This is a genomic window from Rothia kristinae (genome assembly GCF_016028855.1).
GTDB classification, from domain to species: domain Bacteria; phylum Actinomycetota; class Actinomycetes; order Actinomycetales; family Micrococcaceae; genus Rothia; species Rothia kristinae.
In genome coordinates, this window is record NZ_CP065738.1 from 1,083,548 (window position 1) to 1,101,467 (window position 17,920).

At 70.6% G+C, this 17,920-nt stretch carries 17 protein-coding genes and 1 pseudogene; 8 read left to right on the forward strand and 10 right to left on the reverse strand.

Going from position 1 to position 17,920, the window contains the following annotated elements:
• Nucleotides 1-96 precede the first annotated feature (96 nt).
• Complete coding sequence (locus tag I6G21_RS04845; RefSeq protein WP_232238565.1) at nt 97-1,632, forward strand: amino acid permease; 1,536 nt, start codon at nt 97-99, stop codon at nt 1,630-1,632.
• A gap of 22 nt (nt 1,633-1,654) precedes the next feature.
• On the opposite strand, the gene I6G21_RS04850 is transcribed toward I6G21_RS04845, so the two are convergent.
• Together I6G21_RS04850 and I6G21_RS10795 are read right to left on the reverse strand one after the other, a co-directional pair.
• Complete coding sequence (locus tag I6G21_RS04850; RefSeq protein ID WP_129358075.1) at nt 1,655-2,047, reverse strand: AzlD domain-containing protein; 393 nt, start codon at nt 2,045-2,047, stop codon at nt 1,655-1,657.
• Nucleotides 2,044-2,724, reverse strand: coding sequence for an AzlC family ABC transporter permease (locus tag I6G21_RS10795; RefSeq protein WP_197939464.1), 681 nt, complete (start codon nt 2,722-2,724; stop codon nt 2,044-2,046). The genes I6G21_RS04850 and I6G21_RS10795 overlap by 4 nt, the downstream gene beginning before the upstream one ends.
• Nucleotides 2,725-2,918: 194 nt before the next feature.
• Between I6G21_RS10795 and I6G21_RS04860 the strand changes: the two genes are divergently transcribed.
• From I6G21_RS04860 to I6G21_RS04870, 3 genes are all read left to right on the forward strand, one after another.
• Nucleotides 2,919-4,613: an AbgT family transporter gene (locus I6G21_RS04860; protein ID WP_331250959.1), complete on the forward strand. Its 1,695-nt coding sequence runs from the start codon at nt 2,919-2,921 to the stop codon at nt 4,611-4,613.
• A 291-nt stretch (nt 4,614-4,904) separates the two neighbouring features.
• Complete coding sequence (locus tag I6G21_RS04865) at nt 4,905-5,378, forward strand: hypothetical protein (protein ID WP_129358073.1); 474 nt, start codon at nt 4,905-4,907, stop codon at nt 5,376-5,378.
• Between the two features lie 126 nt (nt 5,379-5,504).
• Nucleotides 5,505-6,134, forward strand: coding sequence for a superoxide dismutase (locus I6G21_RS04870; RefSeq protein ID WP_129358072.1), 630 nt, complete (start codon nt 5,505-5,507; stop codon nt 6,132-6,134).
• Nucleotides 6,135-6,365: 231 nt separating this feature from the next.
• Here the strand turns inward: I6G21_RS04870 and I6G21_RS04875 are convergent, their stop codons facing one another.
• On the reverse strand, nt 6,366-7,295 hold the full coding sequence (locus tag I6G21_RS04875) for an NUDIX hydrolase (protein WP_224800024.1): 930 nt from the start codon (nt 7,293-7,295) through the stop codon (nt 6,366-6,368).
• A gap of 7 nt (nt 7,296-7,302) precedes the next feature.
• The gene (locus I6G21_RS04880) at nt 7,303-7,620 is read right to left on the reverse strand and encodes a putative quinol monooxygenase (RefSeq protein ID WP_058731489.1); all 318 of its coding nucleotides are present in this window, start codon (nt 7,618-7,620) and stop codon (nt 7,303-7,305) included.
• Nucleotides 7,621-7,690: 70 nt separating this feature from the next.
• Between I6G21_RS04880 and I6G21_RS04885 the strand changes: the two genes are divergently transcribed.
• Nucleotides 7,691-8,212 (forward strand): SRPBCC family protein, encoded by a 522-nt coding sequence (locus I6G21_RS04885; protein ID WP_100464994.1) that lies wholly within the window; start codon nt 7,691-7,693, stop codon nt 8,210-8,212.
• Between the two features lie 36 nt (nt 8,213-8,248).
• A complete protein-coding gene (locus tag I6G21_RS04890) occupies nt 8,249-9,196 on the forward strand; it encodes a phosphoglycerate dehydrogenase (protein ID WP_058731491.1) in 948 nt (315 codons plus the stop codon).
• A gap of 276 nt (nt 9,197-9,472) precedes the next feature.
• On the opposite strand, the gene I6G21_RS04895 is transcribed toward I6G21_RS04890, so the two are convergent.
• From I6G21_RS04895 to I6G21_RS04905, 3 genes are all read right to left on the reverse strand, one after another.
• The gene (locus tag I6G21_RS04895) at nt 9,473-10,909 is read right to left on the reverse strand and encodes an MFS transporter (RefSeq protein ID WP_318247409.1); all 1,437 of its coding nucleotides are present in this window, start codon (nt 10,907-10,909) and stop codon (nt 9,473-9,475) included.
• A gap of 134 nt (nt 10,910-11,043) precedes the next feature.
• The gene (locus I6G21_RS04900) at nt 11,044-11,712 is read right to left on the reverse strand and encodes a GntR family transcriptional regulator (protein ID WP_129358071.1); all 669 of its coding nucleotides are present in this window, start codon (nt 11,710-11,712) and stop codon (nt 11,044-11,046) included.
• 232 nt (nt 11,713-11,944) lie between these two features.
• Nucleotides 11,945-12,865, reverse strand: a complete 921-nt coding sequence (locus I6G21_RS04905) for an AEC family transporter (protein ID WP_100464998.1) — start codon at nt 12,863-12,865, stop codon at nt 11,945-11,947.
• Nucleotides 12,866-13,284: 419 nt separating this feature from the next.
• On the opposite strand from I6G21_RS04905, the gene I6G21_RS04910 reads away from it, so the two are divergent.
• Complete coding sequence (locus tag I6G21_RS04910) at nt 13,285-13,458, forward strand: hypothetical protein (RefSeq protein WP_165590123.1); 174 nt, start codon at nt 13,285-13,287, stop codon at nt 13,456-13,458.
• Here the strand turns inward: I6G21_RS04910 and I6G21_RS04915 are convergent.
• Entirely contained in the window at nt 13,441-14,748 is a 1,308-nt protein-coding gene (locus I6G21_RS04915) for an ISL3 family transposase (protein WP_058730461.1), read from the reverse strand. The two genes, I6G21_RS04910 and I6G21_RS04915, sit on opposite strands and share 18 nt — an antisense overlap.
• Nucleotides 14,749-14,859: 111 nt before the next feature.
• Here I6G21_RS04915 and I6G21_RS04920 point away from each other — a divergent pair.
• Nucleotides 14,860-14,985 (forward strand): annotated as a pseudogene (locus I6G21_RS04920) (transposase); the annotation flags it as partial.
• 112 nt (nt 14,986-15,097) lie between these two features.
• Here I6G21_RS04920 and I6G21_RS04925 read toward each other — a convergent pair.
• Both I6G21_RS04925 and I6G21_RS04930 read right to left on the reverse strand, forming a co-directional pair.
• Nucleotides 15,098-17,434 (reverse strand): copper-transporting P-type ATPase, encoded by a 2,337-nt coding sequence (locus I6G21_RS04925; RefSeq protein WP_129358070.1) that lies wholly within the window; start codon nt 17,432-17,434, stop codon nt 15,098-15,100.
• A 68-nt stretch (nt 17,435-17,502) separates the two neighbouring features.
• Nucleotides 17,503-17,808, reverse strand: a complete 306-nt coding sequence (locus tag I6G21_RS04930; protein ID WP_040159608.1) for a hypothetical protein — start codon at nt 17,806-17,808, stop codon at nt 17,503-17,505.
• Nucleotides 17,809-17,920 lie beyond the last annotated feature (112 nt).

Consider the following 17,920-nt stretch of genomic DNA (forward strand, 5'->3'; position numbering starts at 1 on the left):
GAGTCCGCCGTGAGTCCGCAGCGCGTCGGCGGCAGGCAGCCGAGCCGGAGATCGGCGCGGCGGAGGGACAGGCAGGTTCGGAGAACGGAGAGCAGGATGAGCTCAGAGCGGGCCCCCGAGGGGGCCGGGTCGTCGGGAGTCAGCGCCCCAGAGATCGCGGGCGCGACGCCGATGTCCGATCCGGTCGGGCCGGGGGAGGCGGCCCCTGAGGCGGCGGCCCCGGGGGAGGGGACGGCCCTGCACCGCGGGATGACCCAGCGGCACCTGCTGATGACCTCCCTGGGCGGGGTGGTCGGCACGGGCCTGTTCCTCAGCTCCGGGTACACCATCTCCCAGGCCGGCCCGGCCGGCACCATCCTGGCCTACGGGGTGGGTGCGGTGCTGGTCTACCTCGTGATGATGTGCCTCGGGGAGCTGTCCACCGCGATGCCGTGGACCGGCTCCTTCCACGTCTACGCCACCCGATTCCTCGGCCCGGGCACGGGATTCACCGTCGCCGTGCTGTACTGGCTGACCTGGACGGTGGCCCTGGGCAGCGAGTTCACGGCCTCCGGGCTGATCATGCAGCGGTGGCTGCCGCAGGTTCCGGTGTGGGTGTTCTCCGCGGCGTCGATCCTGCTGATCGTCGGGATCAACCTGTGCTCGGTGCGCATCTTCGGGCGCACGGAATCCTGGCTGGCCGGGGTCAAGGTGGTGGCGATCGTCGCATTCATCCTGCTCGGGGCGGCGGCGATGGTCGGCCTGCTGCCGCTGCACGACGGCTCTGCGGCGCCGTTCTTTTCCGAGCTCACCGCCGACGGCTGGTTCCCCCACGGCCTGCCCATCGTGTTCACGACGATGCTCGCCGTGAACTTCGCGTACTCCGGGACCGAGCTGATCGGCGTCACCGCGGGGGAGGCGCAGAATCCACGGCAGGCGGTGCCGCGGGCGATCCGCGCGGCCCTCTGGCGGCTCGTGGTCTTCTTCCTCGGGGCGATCACTGTGATCGCCGCGCTGATCCCGTACCGGGAGGCCGGGGTCGTGGAGAGCCCGTTCGTCACCGTGCTGCAGCGGATCGGCGTCCCGTATGCGGCGGACGTCATGAACCTGGTGATCCTCACCGCCATCCTCTCCGCCGCCAACTCCGGGCTGTATGCCTCAACCCGCATGCTCTGGTCGCTGGCCCAGCAGGGCATGGTGCCGCGCTTCCTCGGCGTCACCACCGGCCGCGGGGTGCCGGTGCGGGCGACCCTCGTGAGCCTGGTGGGAGGACTGCTGGCCCTGCTCTCCTCCGTGCTCGCTCCCGGCAGCGTGTACCTGGTGCTGGTCTCCATCTCCGGGTTGGCGGTCATGCTGGTGTGGGTGGCGATCTGCGCCTGCCAGCTGGTCTTCCGACGCCGCTACCTCGCCGCGGGCGGGCGCCTGGAGGACCTGCCCTACCGCACCCCGGGCTACCCGGTGGTCCCGGTGCTGGCGCTGGTCCTGACCGCCGCCTCCTGCGTGCTGATCGTGTTGGACCCGGAGCAGCGGCCCGCCCTGTTCTGGACGGTCCCCTTCGTCGCGATCTGCTACCTCACCTGGTTCCTGGTGGGCAGGGCCCGACGCCGCGCGGAGACGGGGAGCGGAGAAGCGGGGGAGGCGGCGGTCGGCTGACCCGCGCCGTCGGCTCCCGGGCTCACGCCACTCCCAGCGCTCGCAGGCCCGCGCAGACGGCCATCGCCAGGACCACGCAGGCCAGCATCGGGGCCTTGAGCAGGGCCGCCAGGATCCCCGTGCCCGCCCCGATGATCCGCGCCGAACCCACGACCTCCTGGCCCTCGAAGAGCATGGTCGTGGCCGCCACCGCCACGATCAGCACCACCGTCGCCCGGTCCATCCACAGCCGCGCCGGTGACTGGCTCAGCTCGTGCGGGGACACCGCGGTCGCGGTCTCCCGGGCGGGTTCGGCCTCGTCCTCCTGCGCCGTCGTGCGGGCGGACAGCGCGCCGATCTTCACCCCCAGGATCCGCATCAGGTAGGTGCCGCCGGCCAGGCCCGCCAGGGCCGCCAGGAACGCCGCCGGGCTCATGCCGCACCTCCCGCCGTCGCGCGGCCGTCCCCGGCGTCGGGCCGCCGACGACGCCGGGCGCGCACCTTCAGGAAGGCGGCCGCCGGGATCAGCGCGAGCAGGGAGGCCACGGCCCCCAGCCCCAGCGGCAGCACGGGGGTGGCCGCGACCGCCAGCAGCGCGCCGCCGGCCGCCGTCACCCCCAGGAAGGGGCTGCGCAGATCCTGGACCACCAGGCAGAACAGGATCACCGGGAACGCCGCGTCCAGCCCCAGCCGGTCCGCGTCCACCACCGATCCCAGCAGCTGGCCCAGGGCGGCGCCGCCCACCCATGCCGGGAACAGGACCACCGCCATCAGGACGAAGCGCTGCCACCGCTCGGTGCGATCCGCCCCTGGGCGCGCGAAGGCCGCCGTCTCGTCATTGGCCAGGTGCGCCGCCAGGTACTGGCGCACACCCCGCGGAGCGTACTCGCCGATGCTCAGCCCGAAGGCGAAGTTCCGGGAGTTCACCAGCAGGCCGCCCAGCACCGCCAGGATCGGGGCGCCGCCGGCGGCCACCACCCCGACGAAGGTCAGCTCCGCGGCACCGCCGATCGCCAGAGCCGCGAGCATCACCGTCTGCCACAGGGGGAAGCCCGAGGCCTGGGACAGCGCCCCGTAGGACAGGCCCACAGCCACCAGGGTCACCCCGATCACCGCGCACTCCCTGCGCTGGGCAGGAGCGACCGCCGGGAACCACGGTCGGCCGGAGCTGGGCACGGATCTCATATTCCGTATCGTGCTATATCCACTGGCCGCCGTCACATCGGGGCGACGCCGCCCGGCCCCGATCCAGGCCCCGGCCCCGATACCGCGCCGTCACCTGCTCGTGATCCGCAGGCGGTAGGGTCGTGAGCCACATCGCACGCACCCGCCGAGACCCGGAGATCGCCATGGCCGACACCGACACCGACACCGCGCAGACCGCCCCCACCCGCGGGGCCGGAGACCGTCTGCTCACCGCCGTGGAGAAGCTCGGTAACAAGCTGCCCGAGCCCTTCACCCTGTTCATCATCCTGTTCCTGATCACCGGCGCCATCTCCACCGTCATGGCCCTGAGCGGGGCCGAGGTCACCATGCCCGGCTCCGACGAGAAGCTCGCCATCAAGGGCCTGTTCACCGGGGAGGGCATCGCCTGGTTCACCTCCACCATCGGGGACAACTACATCGGATTCCCGCCGCTGGTCACCGTCGCCACGATCCTGCTCGGCATCGGCATCGCGGACAAGACCGGCTTCCTCTCCACCGCCATCCGCCTGGGCATCGGCAACGCCCCGCGCTGGCTGCTGCCCTACGTCGTCGCGTTCGTGGGCGTGTCCGCCTCGATCATGGCGGACTCCTCCTTCCTCGTCGTCCCGCCGCTGGCCGCCCTCGCCTTCAAGGCCGTCGGTCGCCACCCGGTCGCCGGGCTCCTGGGCGGCTTCGCGGCCGTCAACGCCGGGTTCTCGACGGCGGTGCTGCCCACCACCCTGGATGCGCTGTTCGCCGGGATCACCAACGCCGTGATGCCCAACGTCCCCCAGGTCGCCCAGACCGCCACCACCGTCACCCCGCTGTCCAACTACTGGTTCAACATCGCCTCGTCCCTGGTGCTCACCGTCATCTGCGGGTGGCTGATCGACAAGGTGCTCGAGCCGCGCCTGAACCGGCAGCAGGTCCCCCAGGAGGAGAGCGGCGACCCGGTGGATCCCGCCCAGCCCACCACCCGGCAGATGCGCGCCGTCGGCGGGGAGGACGCCTTCGTCCCCGCGGACCAGTTCGACCAGACCGGGCCCGTCACCGCGCAGGAGAAGAAGGGGCTGGTGTGGGGCGCCGTCGCCCTGGCCGTCGTCGGGATCGCGATGATCGTGTTCGCGCTGCTGCCGGCCTCCCCGTGGCGCAACGACGACGGCGGATTCCTCCCCAAGTCACCGCTCATGGACTCGCTGGTGTTCATCATCTTCGCGCTGTTCGCGGTGGGCGGGTACGTCTACGGGCGCGTGGCCGGGGTGGTGCGCGGCATGAAGGACGTGCCGACCATCATGGGCCTGGCGCTGAAGGACCTCATCCCGTTCCTCGTCATCGCCTTCGTCCTCGGGCAGTTCGTGGCCCTGTTCAACTGGTCCGGGATCGGCTCCTGGACCGCCGTCAAGCTCGCCACCGGGCTGCAGGACGCGGGGATCACCGGCTTTCCGATCGTGGTGCTGTTCATCCTGCTGTGCTCGCTGCTGAACCTGTTCATCACCTCCGGCTCCGGGATGTGGACGCTGATGGCGGCGGTGTTCGTGCCGATGTTCGGACTGCTCGGGTACGAACCGGCCTTCGTGCAGGCCGCGTTCCGCATCGGCGACTCCGCGACCCAGGTGGTCACCCCGCTGTCGCCCTACCTGGTGATCATCCTGACCATGCTGCGCAAGTACGAGCCGAAGGCCGGCCTGGGCACCGTGATGGCCCGGCTGGTGCCCTTCGCGATCCTGTTCTGGATCGGGTGGTTCATCGTCCTGTGCGTCTTCTACTTCTTCGACCTGCCCCTGGGCCCGGGCGCCGGCATCATGATCGGCGGGTGAGCCGGGCGTCGGTCCGACTCCGGCGTCCTCGCCGACGCGAGGCGGGGCTTTCGTTCCCACCCGGGCGCCTTCTCCGAGGCGAGGCGGCGCTTTCGTTCCCACCCCTTCCGCGACCCGGCGCATCTGTTCCCACCCCTTCCGCGACCCGGCGCATCTGTTCCCGAAAATCGGTTTTTCGGGAACGGATGCGCCGGGTCGGCGTCGGGAGCGTGGGGTGCGGGAACGGATGCGCCGGGTCGGTGCCGGGTGGGCGAGACCCGGGGCGCCGTCGTCATGGTTAGCCTGGTGCGCATGGGAGCAGAAGCGAGCACTCCGGACGCCGGGCATGACTTCCCCGTGGAGGATCCGTTCCGGTGGTGTGTGCGCTCGCCGATCCTCAAAACGGTGCTGGTGGTGATGGTCGGGGTGCTGGCGGACGCGGCGGCGAGGACGCTCACGGCCTGGACCGGATCGGTCTGGGCGGACCAGATCACGCTGTGGGTCCTGTGGTGCGCGGGTGCCTATCTGCTGACCCGCATCTTCCGCGCGTCGGATGAGTCGAACCTGCCGCGGCCGTGGTGGAAGATGACCGGGCATCCCACGGCGAGCTTCATGATCGGCCTGCTCCTGCTCCTCGGCGTGCTCACCGGGAACGGCTGGTACTTCGCCCGCCCGCTGCCGGAGCAGCTCATCCTGCTGCTGCCCACCGCGCTCGCGGTGCTGTGCCTGCACTCCTCGTATCGGATGGGCGGGTTCCGCATCGGGGCGCCGAGCGGGACGCGCTGAGGGCGCCGTCGTCATCCCGGGACACCTTCCGCTGGTGGCGGAAGCCCCCGGGGGCCCTGGTGGAGCGCGGGCGGCGGCGCTAGCCTGGGAGGCGGTTCTATAAGCTGGATCACCGAAAGGATCGACATGGCTGACCAGTACACGCTTCCCGATCTCCCGTACGACTACGCCGCCCTCGAGCCGCACATCTCCGCGCGGATCATGGAGCTGCACCACGACAAGCACCACGCCACCTACGTCAAGGACGCCAACGCCGGGCTGCAGAAGCTCGAGGAGGCCCGCGCCAACGGCGACCTCGCGTTCGTGAACCAGCTGGAGAAGGACCTCGCCTTCAACCTCGGCGGCCACGTCAACCACTCCATCTTCTGGAACAACCTCTCCCCGGACGGCGGCGACAAGCCCACCGGTGAGCTCGCCGCGGCGATCGACGACTTCTTCGGCTCCTTCGACGCGTTCAAGAGCCAGTTCACCGCCACCGCCACCGGCATCCAGGGCTCCGGCTGGGCCGTGCTCGCCTGGGACTCCATCGGGCAGCGCCTGAACCTGTTCCAGATGTACGACCAGCAGGCCGGCAACATCCCGCTGGCGCAGACCCCGATCCTGCAGCTGGACATGTGGGAGCACGCCTTCTACCTGGACTACCAGAACGTCAAGCCGGACTACGTCAAGGCCTTCTGGAACATCGTGAACTGGGCTGACGTGCAGCAGCGCTTCGACCGCGCCCGCACCCAGACCCAGGGCCTGATCGTTCCGTAAGGTCCCCGCGTCCGTCCCCGTGACGACGTCGGAGCCCCGCCCCGCCGAGCCGCGCGCTCGGTGGGACGGGGCTCCGGTTCTTTAAGGGGCGACCCGGGGGCGGTGCCGCGGACCGGATCGTGCAGCGCGGGCCGGATGATCCGGCACCGGACGCACGATCCGGTACGGCGGGTGAGCGCCGGGGTCAATGGCGGCTGACGGCAGTGCCCGGTACCCGCGGCGTCGGCCGGGTTACTGCGGGGGCGGGGCGGAGTCGGCGAAGGCCAGGGAGTCGTCGTAGCGGTACAGCCGCGGGGGGCGATGAGGGGTGCCGGTCAGGCGTCGGCCGGTGTCGATGACGGCACGGGAGGCGGCCACCCGGCGTCGGAAGTTCGCCGGGTCCAGGGCCCGTCCCAGGATCGCCTCGTAGACCTCGCGCAGCTGCGCCAGCGTGAACTCCTCGTCGAGGAAGGAGTGCGCGACCCGCGAGTACTCCACCTTGGCGCGCAGCCGCGTGAGCGCGTAGTCCACGATCTCCCGGTGGTCGAAGGCCAGGCGCGGCAGCCGGTCCACCGGGAACCACCGCACGTTCTCCTCCTCGAGCACCTGGGCCGCCTGCGCGGAGGGCACCGACGCCCAGTACACCACCGAGACCACGCGCTCGGCCGCGGCGTCCTCCTCCTCAGAGGCCGACGCCACCGCCGCCGGGGAGCCCGACGCCGCCTCGGCATCGTCCCCCGGGGCGCGGGCCTGTCCCCGGTGCACCCGACCGAAGGCGTAGAGCTGCTCCAGGTAGCCGGGAACCAGCCCGGTCGCGTCCCGCAGCATGGAGGCCGCGGCCTCCTCGAGGGACAGCTCCGGGGGCAGGGGGCCGCCGGGCAGGGCGAACAGCCCGCGGTAGGGCGCGCGGATGCGCCGCACCAGCGGCAGCCACAGCCGCAGCCGACCGTCGGCCGCCGCGGACCCAGCCCCGGCCGCGCCGGTATCGGACGCCGACGCCGCGGCATCGGCCGCCTCGCCCCCGGTCCCGGCAGCACCAGCCTCAGCAACCCCGGCCGCAGCCTCGTCGGGCCGCAGAGCCAGGATCACCGTGGAGACGGCCAGCTGCACCGGGGCCGACGCCGCCCCGACCGGCCCACCTGCCCCGGCCAAGCCGGGCGCCGTCCCCGCCTCATCGCTCACAGCTTCGCTACTTCTTCAGCTCGCCCATCTCGTCCCAGCCGTCGCCGTCGACCTGCCGGGAGATGATCTTGGGCGTCTGGGTGATCAGCGGGTACAGGTCCTTCATGGCCTTCTGGAAGTGCTCGGAGTTCACGTGGGCCTCGGCGGCGTCGTCTTCGAAGGCCTCCAGCAGGACGTACTCGTTGGGGTCCTCGACGCTGCGGTTCCACAGGAACCACTTGTTGCCGGGTTCCGCGCGGGTGGCTTCGGTGAACTCCCGGACGTGCTCCATCCAGGTGTCGGCGTGCTCGGGCTTCACGGGGAAGCGGACGACGATCGAGATCATGGGGTCCTCCTCGGGTCGGTGATGGTCTCCTTCCATCGTGGCACGCCCGGCCCGTGGGACAATGGGGCGCATGAGCACCGCCACACCCGCGCCGCTGGTCCGCTTCCTGCCGACCCACCGCGACGTCGTCAGCGCCCAGACCGTGCTGCCGGGGGTGGAGGCTTCGCAGGTCTGGGATCTGGTGTCCCGGCCGCGGCGCCACGCCGAGCTCGACGGCGGCGGGAACGTCCGCGGGCTGATCGACGGCCCGGAGGCTCCGGAGGTCGGGCAGAGCACCGTGCAGCGCATGCGCCTATACGGCATCCCCTACCGGATGCGCGCCACCGTCATCCGCCGGGAGCCCGAGCGGACCTTCGCGTGGGTCATGCCCGGCGGGCACACCTGGGCCTGGGAGATCCTCCCCGCGGGGGACCCGGAGGGGGACAGCGCGGAGGCGATCACCGTGCGCTGCACCTTCGACGCCGCGGCGGCCCGCGTGCTCGGCCTCCCCCTGGCCCCGCTGTATCGACTCGACGGCGGATTCGCCCGCAACCGCCGCTCCATCGCCCTGTCCCTGGCCCGCCTGCACCGGACCTTCCCGCCACGCGGCTGACCTCTCGGCGGCCCACCCGAATCAGAAGGAGCACCCATGAAGATCCTGCTGCCCATGTCCATCGAGCTGGATGCGCAGACGCTGCCCCTGGAGCCGGGCGACGTCGTCGCCGGGTACGACCCCACGCAGCCGGTGCGCGAGGAGGACGCCGACGCCGAGGTCCTGGTGGTCTGGGGCAACACCGACGACCAGCTCGCCGACGCCGCACAGCGCCTGACCGACCTGAAGCTCATCCAGGCGCTGCTGGCCGGGCCGGACCAGATCAAGAAGGCCGGCTTCGGCGAGGATGTGGTGGTCTGCGCCGGCATCGGCCTGCACGACCGGACCGTCTCCGAGCACGCCCTGGCGCTGTCCCTGTCCCTGGTCCGCTTCCTGCCCGAGCTCGCCAGGCGCCAGGAGCGCCGCGAGTGGGCCTCGGAGCTTGGCGGGGCGCAGCCGCTGCACCCGGAGGGCGCGCCGATCACCACCCTGCTCGACGCGCACGTGACCATCTGGGGCTTCGGCTCCATCGGGCAGACCCTCGCACCGCTGTTCACGGCCCTGGGCGCGAAGGTCTCCGGCATCGCCCGCTCCACGGGGGAGCGCGCGGGGTATCCGGTGGTGGCCACCGAGGAGAAGAACGAGCTGCTGGCCCGCACGGACCTGCTGGTCATGATCCTGCCCTCCGGTGAGGCCACCGCGGATTCCCTCGACGCAGCGGTGCTGAAGACCCTCCCGGATACCGCCTACGTGGTCAACGTCGGCCGCGGGTCCACCGTGGACGAGGCCGCGCTGATCGAGGCCCTGGAGGAGGGGCGGATCGCGGGGGCCGCGATCGACGTCGCCAAGACCGAGCCGCTGCCGGCCGAGGACCCCCTGTGGGGCGCCCCGCACCTGATCATCACCCCGCACGCGGCCGGCGGGCGCCCGGTGGGCGCGGAGGAGCTGATCGGGCACAACCTGAAGGCCCTGCGCGGCGACGGCGAGTTCCGCAACCGCATGTAGCCGCCGACGCCGGGTCCCACTTCCGCGAGACGGCGCTCTCGTTCCCTACGCGGGCGCCCCTCTGCAACGACCCGGCGCTCTCGTTCCCTGCACGAGCACCCTTCTCACGCGAGACGGCGCATTCGTTCCCGAAAACGCGATTTCCGGGAACGAATGCGCCGTCTCGCGGAGGGGTGGGTACGGATGCGCCGTCTCGCGGAGGGGTGGGAACGAGAGCGCCGCCTCGCCGACGTCGACGTCAACGGGGACGCCGACGCGACCAGACCCCCCGGCGGCTCAGCGCGCCGTGGCCTCCGGGGCACCGGCGGCCGGGACCGACATCGTGCGCGGGGCCTGGGCGGCGGGCAGGTGACGGCGGTAGAAGGCCACCGCGATCCCCAGGCACAGCAGCGCCACCACGGACCCGCCGGCGAACATCAGCGGGTAGGTCAGCCACGTGTTGAGCATGGCCAGGGTCGCCGGGATGAAGAAGCCCAGGTAGGTCAGGGAGTAGTACACGGCGGTCAGCCCGGCCAGGTCCTCCGGTCCGGCGATGCGCTGCACCTCCTGCAGCCCGGAGACCAGCAGCATCCCGTAGGCCAGCCCCAGGGCGGCCGCGGCCAGGATGGCGACGGCGGGGTCGTGGGTCGCGGCGGCCCAGGCGGCCAGGCCCATGCTGGGTACGGTCGCGGCCAGGCCCACCACCACGCCGCGGGCGGAGCCCGGGTCATCCAGCTTCTTGCCGACGGACTGGATGCCGATGCCGAATCCCAGGGCGATCAGGCACAGCAGCCCGGAGAAGCCGACGTCGAGCCCGTGGGTGCGCGAGCCCATCAGCCCGGGCAGCACCGCGTAGGCGCAGCCGGCGCAGCCGAAGACCCACGGCGCCATCGGCACCACGACCCACAGGAACCGCCGGTGCGTGGCGGCCGGGATCTTCAGGTCCTCGGCCAGCGGCGCCGGGGTGGCCTGGCGGGCGTGGGTCTCCGGGGCGCGCAGCACCATCAGGAAGCCGATCGCGGTGACGAGCAGGTGCACCAGGTACGGGGTCTGGGCCTGCAGGGGGCCGAACTGCGCCAGTGCCGCGGCCACCGCCGCCCCGAGGCCGAAGCCGGCGGTCAGGGCCATGGAGGAGCGGCGGGCGCCGGCGGACTCGTCGGCCTCGGGGTCGTAGGGTGCGCCGGAGAGCTCCTTGATCCAGGAGCCGCCCACGACCATCACCAGGCCCAGGGCCAGGCCGGAGAAGATGCGGCCGAGGAACAGCACGGCGGGGGAGGAGGTCCCCACTCCCAGCAGGATGGAGGCGATCATCGCCAGCACCGGGGCCGGGACCATCAGGGGGCGCCGACCGTACCTGTCGGACATCGGGCCGCCGATCAGCAGGGCGGGGATGATGCCCAGCACATAGGCGCCGAGCAGCACGTCCACCGCGCCGGTGGACAGCCCATCCAGGTCCTTGTACATGATCAGCAGCGGGGTGAACTGGTTGCCGCCCCAGGCCACGGCGAACAGCGCGGCGGCGACCTTCAGCCAGTGCGGGATGCGCGGGCGGGCCGCACCCACGGGCACGACGGCGTTGGCCGAGGTGGCGGGGTGGTTCAGCTCGGGGCGGGCGGTGCCGGCGGGGCGGGCGCCGTCGGCCGCGTCGTGGGCGGCGGCACCGGTCTGGGGATCGGCCGGCGGCGTCGCGGCGGCGGTGACGTCGTGGGTGGTGGCGGCGGTCTCGGCGGACACGCGGGTTTCCTTTCGGGGCGGCGGTGCGGTGGGGGATGGCCGACGACGTCGGCGGCCGGGTCCCGCGCGGGCGGCGCGGGAAGTGCGGGGGCGCCGTCCCGGAAGACGGCAGGGCTCGGGGTTCGGGGCGGGGATTACGGGGCGCCGAGCAGGCGCTCGTGCACGGTGGTCAGGTGCTCGGTCAGCGCGGTCTCGAAGGCTCCCGGGTCCCCGGCCCGCACGGCGTCGAGCAGGTTCCGGTGTCCCGCCAGCACGGTGGCGGAGCGACGGTCGTCGCGCCAGACGGCGCGGGCGGACATGCGCCGCTGCCGGTCCGCGAGGCTGAGGTAGAAGGTGGTGATCAGCTGATTGCCGGCGGAGGCCACCAGGTGCTGGTGGAACTGGGCGTCGGTGGCGACGAAGTCGTCGTGGTCCTCGGCGCGGCGGGCGGCGTCCTGCCGGTCCAGGATCTCGGCGAGTTCTGCGGCGACCTGCTCCTGCTCCTCGGCGGTGACGATCTGGCGCACCGCGTGGGATTCCACCATGATCCGGGCCTGCACGACGTCGCGGATCTCGTGGGGGCCGACCTGCCGGATCAGGGCGCCGCGCTTGGGGTAGAGGGTCATCCACCCTTCGGTCTGCAGGCGGATGAATCCCTCGCGCACCGGGGTGCGGGAGACCTCCAGCGCCGCGGCGATCTCGCCTTCGGAGATCAGCTCCCCGCCCTCGAGGTCGTGCTCGAGGATGCGGGTCTTGACGTGCTGGTACACCAGGTCCGCCGCGGAGGCGCCGGTGGGGCGGGCGGGAGCGGTCTGGGCGGTCATGGGAGCCTTCCGGGGGTGGATCGGCCCGACGAGGTCTGGTGAACCTCACGAGCACAACTTAGATACAAGTTGCATCATAGTCTCATCGCGCCGCGAAGCAACCCCCGCCTCACCGACGGGATCGCCTCCGCTGTCCGGCCGGTTCCGCGGCCCTGGGTGCGGCCCCTGGGTGCGGGGCCCTGGAGCCGGGACGCTGAGGGGCCCGGCCGCCGGCAGGCGATGCCCCGCGGCGTCAGGCCATGAGGGCTGAGATGACCAGCAGGGCGGGGACCGAGGCGAGGGTGGACAGCAGCACGATGTCCCGGGCCAGGGAGACCTGCTGGTCGTACCGGGAGGCGAAGTTGAACAGGTTCTGCGCCGTCGGCAGCCCACCCAGGACGGTCGCGGCGAACAGGTCGTGCGGGGCCAGGTGGAAGGCGAAGCGGCCCAGGAGGTAGGCCGCCACCGGCATCATCGCGACCTTCAGGCCCACGGCCAGCAGGGTCTCCGTCCGCTGGCCCGGCACGGCGAGCGGTCGGCTGCCGCGCAGGGACATGCCGAAGGCCACCAGGATCAGCGGGATGCCGGCCCCGCCGAGCAGGCGCAGCGGCTCGTGCACGACGTCGGGGACCGGAAGCCCCAGCAGGTTCACGATGATCCCGGCCGCCGAGCCGAGGATCAGGGGGTTGCGCAGCGGCTGGGTGGCGATGGTCCTCAGCCTCACCTGCCCGCGGGAGACGACGTCGAGCACGGCCAGGCACAGCGGCGTGGCGAAGATCAGCTGGAACAGCAGGATCGGGGCGACCTGGGCCGGGTCCCCGAAGATGTAGGTGGCCACCGGCAGGCCCATGTTGTTGGCGTTGAGCAACCCGGCCCCGACGGCGCCGACGGTCACCCGGGCCACCCCGCGGCGCAGGATGAGTCCGGCGACCAGCGCGTAGAGGCCTGCCATCGCGGCGAAGCTGATCGCGGCCACCGGCAGGCGCCCGGAGAAGATGACGTGCAGGTCCGTGCCGGCCAGGGTGGTGAACATCAGGGCGGGCAGGGCCACGAAGAAGGCGAAGCGGTTCAGCTGCCATCCGGCGCCTTTGCCGAGCACCCCGGAGCGCTCCACGGTGTAGCCGATGCCGACGACGACGCCGATGATCGCGAACCCCTCGAGCACCCCGAGCATGGGCGGCCCCTTTCCTCCTGGTGAGCGCGGCGACGTCGGCTCCTCGCCCTCGAGTCTAGGGGCGCGGGGTGTGGGCCTGCTGCCGCGTTGAGAGGGAGGCGCGATGCCGCTTCCCGCGCTGCCCCGTCCTCGGGTCCTGACTGCGCCGGGTCTCAGACGCCGGTGTCGGTTTCCTCCTGGAGAGGACGACCTACCCTGAAGAGTCCCAGACCCGTACCATGTCTCTCAGCACTGATGACCAGGGCCGACATGCCAGTGTCGAAGAGTGACGACGTACGCTGCGTTCGGATGCGCCTTCCAGGGCGACGGAGGATGATCTTGTTGCCGGATCTTCTGCAGAGAACCCCGGGTTCGTTGTTCGCTCCTGAGGTTAGGCGCTTTCCTGGCGAGGCCTCGCGGCGCCAAGAGATGGAAGGGGCGTGATGGACCTGGGCTGGTTCGATGCGCTCACCTTCATCTGCGCCGCGGCCATCATCATCAGGAATCGGGTGTGCAAGAAGAAAGGTGTCGAACCGATCGATCATCGACTGTTCAGGAAGGTCGTTCCCTGGGGTGATCCGCGGATTGTCGGCTCTTCACGAATGAGGGTGTAGCGCGGGTCTGAACCCTCCGGCTTCGAGCAGCGACCGAGCGATGTAGTGGGTGAGGTTGCGGAAGCCCAGAGCGGAGCCGCGAAGGTGTTCGAGCCGCCCGTTGACGGCCTCCGTAGGACCGTTGCTGGTGCCAGGTCGGTCGAAGAACGCGAGAATGTCAGCGGCGCGTTGCTTCAGCGTCCGGCCGAGCTTGCGCAGCTCGACGAGCGGGGTCGGGACCCCGCTGGCGAGTGAGTCGATGAGCTGCTGCATGGCGAACCTCCCCAGACCCCGGTCGGGTTCCCGATATGCGGTGACCATCCGCTGGTAGATGCCCCAGGTCGCCTCGACCTCGGCATGTCGCTCATCGGCGAACAGCGCTTCAAGGCGGGCTTGTTGCTTCTCGGTGAGCAAGCCGGCACCGGTGTGCAGGGTACGACGCGCCGTGTAGAGCGGATCATTCTTCCTCCCGCGCCGCCCGAACGCATCGCGCTGGACGCGGCGGCGGCACTCATCGAGCGCGTCACCGGCCAGCCTCACGACGTGGAAGGGATCCATCACCGTCACCGCCGCAGGCAGCTCTTCGACGGAGGCGGTCTTGAACCCGGTGAACCCGTCCATCGCGACGATTTCGACACCGTCTCGCCAGGTCCGCGGCCGATCCGCGAGCCAGGTCTTGAACACCGCCTTCGAGCGTCCCTCGACCATGTCCAGCAGCCTGGCAGGTCCCGTTCTCTCACGGACCGGTGTCAGGTCGATGATGACGGTCACGTACTTGTCGCCGCGGCGGGTATGCCGCCAGACATGCTCGTCGACGCCGAGCACTCGGACACCGTCGAACCGGCCTGGTGCGTCGATCAGGCGGCGTTTGCCCGCGGTGAGGATCGCGGTGTTCGCGGTGTGCCAGGACACGCCCAGGCCGGCAGCGGCGCGCGAGACGGTGAGGTGCTCGATCACGATGGCCTCCAGCGCCCACCGCATCCCGCCGCGAGACAGCCTCGCTCGTGCGGGCGCGGCCTGGGTGAGGTCTTCACGCCAGGACCGCCCGCACCCGGGGCACGCGTATCGGCGGACGCGGACCAGCAGCGTGGTGGGTCGGTGTCCGAACGGCTCGTGCGCCAGGTATCGGGCATCCGTGCCTCGGGACAGTGCCTGGCTGCCGCAGCCGCGGCACCACGGATCCGGCTCGGCAACGCGGCACTCCAGGACCGCACGGTCCGGTTCGATGTGCTGGCCCACGGCTATGAGGCCGAGCTCATCAAGTCGGCAGAACACGGTCAGGTCAGGGGTGGCGAAGGTATCGTGGGGCATGTCGGGGTCTTCCGGATGGGCAGTGTAGGAACTTCCATCATCGGGAGGCCTCGACCCTCACCCAGGCAGCGACGCGCCGGCCGCACCTACCTCCTCGATTACGAAGAGCCGGACATCTTGGGGATCTGGCCAGGCAACGGGGACGGGGAGTCGGCGAAGTTCTGGTTCGCCTGCCTGACCGAACTGAAGAACCGCGGGGTCAAGGACGTGTTCTTCGTGGTCTGTGACGGGCTCAAGGTGGCTATGTCAACTTCATTTGGCCCCGGGTTGTCGGTCTGGCTGGGCCCCGGTTGGGTGCGAGAAGCCAACCCAGAGTGAACTCCGGGCAGCTTATGGGGGGCAGTTCATGTCAGTGGTGTCGGCGCAGGCGCAGGGAGTTGGTGATGACGCTCACCGAACTGAGGGCCATGGCGGCTGCGGCGATCATCGGGGACAACAGCCAGCCGAAGGCGGGGTAGAGCACTCCCGCGGCGATCGGAATGCCGATGACGTTGTAGATGAATGCGAACAGCAGGTTCTGCTTGATGTTGCGCATAGTGTCGACGGACAGGTCGCGGGCCTTGACCAGGGCTGCGAGGTCGCCGCCGAGGAGGGTCACGTCTGCGCTCTCGATGGCGACGTCGGTCCCGGTGCCCATGGCGACGCCAACGTCCGCCCCGGCCAGGGCAGGGGCGTCGTTGACGCCGTCACCGGCCATCGCGACCGTGTGACCTTGCTCCTGGAACCGCTGGACGTGCCCATGCTTCTGATCCGGAAGCACGTCCGCGATCACCTCGTCGATGTGGAGCTCGTCGGCGATGGCGTGGGCGGTGGTGGCGTTGTCCCCGGTCAGCATCACGATCCGCATGCCACGGTGACGTAGGTCGTCGATGGCCTGGGCGGTGGTGGGCTTGAGTGGGTCGGCGATGGCCAGGATGCTTGCAGGCTGACCATCGACAGAAACGATGACGGCAGTGGCTCCTTGGCGACGGAAGGCGTCGATGTCGTCGGTCAGGGGGGTCGTGTCGGCATGCTGGGTCGTGAGGAAGGCAGGGCTGCCGACCATGACCTGGTGACCGTCGACCAATGCTTCGACGCCGCCACCCGGGTGGGCGGTGAATGCAGTGGCGGTCGGTACGGTGACGTCGCGTTCTCGCGCCGCGTCGACGATCGCGCGGGCCAAGGGATGTTCGGACCCGGACTCGACAGCGGCCGCCATGGCCAGCACGATCTCGGCGTGGTGGCCGGCGACGACCTTCTGGTCGACGAGGCTGGGATGGCCCTGGGTCAGGGTCCCGGTCTTGTCGACCACCAAGGTGTCGATCTTCTGCAGTCGTTCGAGTGCATCGGCGTTCTTGACCAGGACGCCATCGCGGGCTCCGCGACCAACCCCGACCATGATGGACATGGGTGTGGCAAGGCCAAGCGCGCAAGGGCAGGCGATGATGAGCACGGACACTGTAGCAACGATCGCGAACGGTAGCCGGGGCTGTGGCCCGACCGTGGCCCAGACGGCGAAGGTGATCAGTGCGATGCCGATCACGACCGGCACGAACACAGCGGAGATCTTGTCGACGAGCCCTTGGATGGGGGCTTGGGAACGTTGCGCCTGGGACACGAGGTCGACGATGCGGGCCAGGGTCGAGTCGGCGCCCAGGCCGGTGGCCTCGATGACCAGGCTGCCGTCGCTGGTGATGGTGCCGCCGATCACACGGTCGCCGGGGTTCTTGTCAACAGGTACCGGCTCGCCGGTGATCATGGATTCGTCGACGTAGGCGTGGCCGTCGACCACGATGCCGTCTGCTGGGATCTTCTCACCGGGGCGGACCCGGCAATGGTCGCCGACCTGCAGGTCCGCGGATGGCACTTCCTCTTCTTCTCCGTCGGGGTTGATGCGGTGCGCGGTGGCTGGCGACAGGTCCAGCAGGGCGCGGATGGCACCCGAGGTCTGGTCGCGTGCCCGCAGTTCGAGTACCTGCCCCAGCAGCACCAGGGTGATGATCACGGCGGCGGCCTCGAAGTAGACTCCGACCCGGCCACCGTCATCACGCATGATGGCCGGGAAGATCCCCGGGGCCAGGACGGCGACCACACTGTAGAACCACGCGGCACCCACACCGAGGCTGACGAGGGTGAACATGTTGAGGTGCCGGCTGGCCACTGATCGGGCGCCACGTGCGAAGAATGGCCACCCGGCCCACCACACCACGGGGGTGGACAGCGCGAGTTCGACCCAGGGCACCCACGCCCCGACGGCCAGGGCCGGGACCATCGCCAGCACCACCAGGGGCAGGCTGAGCACGGCTGCCACGCGGAGACGGCGGCGCATGTCTGCCAGCTCTGGGTTGGGTCCGTCGTGGACGCCCACCGAGACCGGTTCGAGCGCCATGCCACAGATCGGGCACTCGCCCGGCCCATCCTGCCGGATCTCGGGGTGCATGGGGCAGGTCCATTCGCCATCGCGTGGGCCGGTGTCGGCCTGTGGTGGCGGGGCGCTTTGCCCGCCGTGCTCTTGGTGGGCAGCAGGCTGCCCGGGGTGGGTGTGCTGGTGTGCTGCTGGCGCGGGGGGCTGTCCGTCCGGTTGGAGGAACATGCCGCACTTAGGGCAGCGGCCAGGGTGGTCACTGGTGACCTCGGGGTGCATGGGGCAGGTGAAGGAGTCCCCTTCAGCCGTGATGGGCTCGTCGGGTGGGGTAGGGCTGGTCATGGTCTTCCTCGTCCGTTGAGTGGTGGTGCTCTGTGGTGCTGGTGGGCGCGTGGTGCGAGGTTCTTGGCTCAGTGGTGATCGGCCCCGTGGTTCATCATCCGCATCATGAGCCACATCATCACTACGCAGCCGAGGGCGGGGATGACGGCGGCCATGACGCCGCCTGCGGCGAGGCTGGCACGACCTGTCCACAGGTATCCGGCCACGATGAGCAGCATCGGGGCACACATCAGCAGGTGCATCCAGTGGTGGCTCTTGCCGTGGCCTGTCATCTTCGGATCGTGCCGGTGCTGCACGGGCTCGAGTACCGGGTCGGCGGCGGGGCGGGGAGCGTCGCTGTCACTGCGGTTGAGCTGGGTGGGGCTTGTGTACATGGTGGTCTCCTTCGTCGTGTGTGGCTGGCTGCCGTCACCATCCAGACTGTCGAGCGTCCATGAAGCTGGACCGGGGCAAATGATGAAGGTTTGACCAAGACGTCGGAGGCAT

What these genes read in the sequence shown, in the direction of transcription:
- I6G21_RS04845 (WP_232238565.1), top strand. Translation starts at nt 97, where the DNA reads ATGAGCTCAGAGCGGGCCCCCGAGGGGGCCGGGTCGTCGGGAGTCAGC.
- I6G21_RS04850 (WP_129358075.1), bottom strand. Translation starts at nt 2,047, where the DNA reads ATGAGCCCGGCGGCGTTCCTGGCGGCCCTGGCGGGCCTGGCCGGCGGC.
- I6G21_RS04865 (WP_129358073.1), top strand. Translation starts at nt 4,905, where the DNA reads ATGGGAGCAGAAGCGAGCACTCCGGACGCCGGGCATGACTTCCCCGTG.
- I6G21_RS04870 (WP_129358072.1), top strand. Translation starts at nt 5,505, where the DNA reads ATGGCTGACCAGTACACGCTTCCCGATCTCCCGTACGACTACGCCGCC.
- I6G21_RS04880 (WP_058731489.1), bottom strand. Translation starts at nt 7,620, where the DNA reads ATGATCTCGATCGTCGTCCGCTTCCCCGTGAAGCCCGAGCACGCCGAC.
- I6G21_RS04885 (WP_100464994.1), top strand. Translation starts at nt 7,691, where the DNA reads ATGAGCACCGCCACACCCGCGCCGCTGGTCCGCTTCCTGCCGACCCAC.
- I6G21_RS04890 (WP_058731491.1), top strand. Translation starts at nt 8,249, where the DNA reads ATGAAGATCCTGCTGCCCATGTCCATCGAGCTGGATGCGCAGACGCTG.
- I6G21_RS04900 (WP_129358071.1), bottom strand. Translation starts at nt 11,712, where the DNA reads ATGACCGCCCAGACCGCTCCCGCCCGCCCCACCGGCGCCTCCGCGGCG.
- I6G21_RS04905 (WP_100464998.1), bottom strand. Translation starts at nt 12,865, where the DNA reads ATGCTCGGGGTGCTCGAGGGGTTCGCGATCATCGGCGTCGTCGTCGGC.
- I6G21_RS04915 (WP_058730461.1), bottom strand. Translation starts at nt 14,748, where the DNA reads ATGCCCCACGATACCTTCGCCACCCCTGACCTGACCGTGTTCTGCCGA.
- I6G21_RS04925 (WP_129358070.1), bottom strand. Translation starts at nt 17,434, where the DNA reads ATGACCAGCCCTACCCCACCCGACGAGCCCATCACGGCTGAAGGGGAC.
- I6G21_RS04930 (WP_040159608.1), bottom strand. Translation starts at nt 17,808, where the DNA reads ATGTACACAAGCCCCACCCAGCTCAACCGCAGTGACAGCGACGCTCCC.